Annotated in this window: 2 protein-coding genes and 1 pseudogene; 2 read left to right on the top strand and 1 reads right to left on the bottom strand. The window is 73.1% G+C overall.

Features of this window, described 5'->3' with window-relative positions; genetic code table 11:
* Window positions 1–150: 150 nt before the first annotated feature.
* On the bottom strand, window positions 151–465 hold the full coding sequence (locus tag CCN42_RS40545; RefSeq protein WP_086171588.1) for a hypothetical protein: 315 nt from the start codon (window positions 463–465) through the stop codon (window positions 151–153).
* Between the two features lie 247 nt (window positions 466–712).
* Between CCN42_RS40545 and CCN42_RS40540 the strand changes: the two genes are divergently transcribed.
* Both CCN42_RS40540 and CCN42_RS40535 read left to right on the top strand, forming a co-directional pair.
* Entirely contained in the window at window positions 713–1,072 is a 360-nt protein-coding gene (locus CCN42_RS40540; protein WP_086171589.1) for an arsenate reductase family protein, read from the top strand.
* Window positions 1,073–1,226: 154 nt separating this feature from the next.
* Window positions 1,227–1,475, top strand: a pseudogene (locus CCN42_RS40535) (hypothetical protein); the annotation flags it as partial.

Below are 1,475 nucleotides of genomic sequence, written 5' to 3'. Positions count from 1 at the left end.
GGGCGGAGGCGGAGCGGCTGCGCGCGTGGGTGGGGGCGACGCGGGTGACGCCGCGGTTCCGGACGCCGCTGGAGCGGGAGTTGGCGGGGTGAGCTCACACGCGGACGCCGGGCGCCGTGAAGGACAGGGCGCCCGGCGTCGCACGCCACCTCAGCGGCTGTACTTCATCAGCGCCCGCACCATGTGACACGTCGTGTCCGACGGCGGGTGGACGCCGATGAGCCGCGCCGCGTCACGGATCGTCTCGTTGCGGGCCTGACCCGGCAGGAAGACGCCGGAGTCGAGCAGCGCTATGGCCAGGCGCATGGCCTTGAGCCGGCGGTTGTGCGAGATGTACCACTCACGGGGCCGCCCGGCCGGCAGCGGGCTCTTGAGGACGGGGGCGTACGGCAGGTCGAGCTGGACGGCACGGCGGGCGGTGGACTGGGTGGGCAACGGCTTCGGCTTCAGTGCGGCAGCGGGCACAGGCATCCTCCTGTCGCGGTCAGGGAACCACCCGGAAGCCCCCGGCGATCCCCTCGAACACTGCTTCAATTCTACTGCCCGCCACTGACAATCGGGGGTCCGTACGCCCCATCAAAGCCCCAGGTAGGAACGGGAATTGCTGGTGTGTCAGACCGGCCTGGCGAGGCTCGTGGGACCCCCCGCAAAAAATCGAACAGGCCGGGGCGCCGATGCGGTGCCCGGGCGCCCCCGGCGTACCGTGTCCGGCATGGAAATCTGGATCAACCCCGCCTGCTCCAAGTGCCGCAGCGCGGTTCAGCTGCTCGACGCCGAGGGTGCCGACTACACCGTCCGCCGCTACCTGGAGGACGTGCCGACCGAGGACGAGATCCGCGGCGTGCTCGACCGCCTCGGACTCGAGCCGTGGGACATCACCCGCACCCAGGAGCCGGCCGCCAGGGAACTGGGCCTGAAGGAGTGGCCGCGGGACGCGGCCTCGCGCGATCGCTGGGTGACGGCGCTGGCCGAACACCCGAAGCTGATCCAGCGCCCGATCATCACCGCGGACGACGGCACGGCGGTGGTCGCCCGCACCGAAGAGGCCGTCCGGGACGCCTTGTCCCGCTAGGGCACGTGCCCCTCCGGGACGCTTCACCCCACAGGACACCGCACCCTGCCAGGACCTTCGCTCCCATGGGGCACATTGTCCCGTCAAGGCGTGTTCTCTCCCCTTTGTCGGGCGGCGGGTGCCGGAGCGGCCCGCGCTGTTACCCTCCGCCGCCATGACCTTCGGCGATCAAGGAATCGACCCGTGCGCCCGGCGGGTGGTCGAGCGGGCGGGCCCGCGCGGACGCCGTCGCGCCCGGCCGGGCACGGCCCGTGTCACCGGCGCCGTGCTGCTCGCCGCCGTCGCCGCCGGGACCGTCACGCACACCGGCGGCGACGACGGCGTGACGACTGCCCCCGCGCCCGCGACGACGGCAACCACGGCCGACGCGCCGCCGGGCCCCGGCGGCGCGTCGGCCGTGGTT

The sequence above is a fragment of the Streptomyces glaucescens genome, assembly GCF_002154375.1.
Classification (GTDB): domain Bacteria; phylum Actinomycetota; class Actinomycetes; order Streptomycetales; family Streptomycetaceae; genus Streptomyces; species Streptomyces glaucescens.
This window is presented reverse-complemented; position numbering and strand designations above follow the sequence as displayed.

Excerpts from the sequence above, each read along its gene's own strand:
- CCN42_RS40540 (WP_086171589.1), top strand. The coding sequence starts at position 713 with ATGGAAATCTGGATCAACCCCGCCTGCTCCAAGTGCCGCAGCGCGGTT.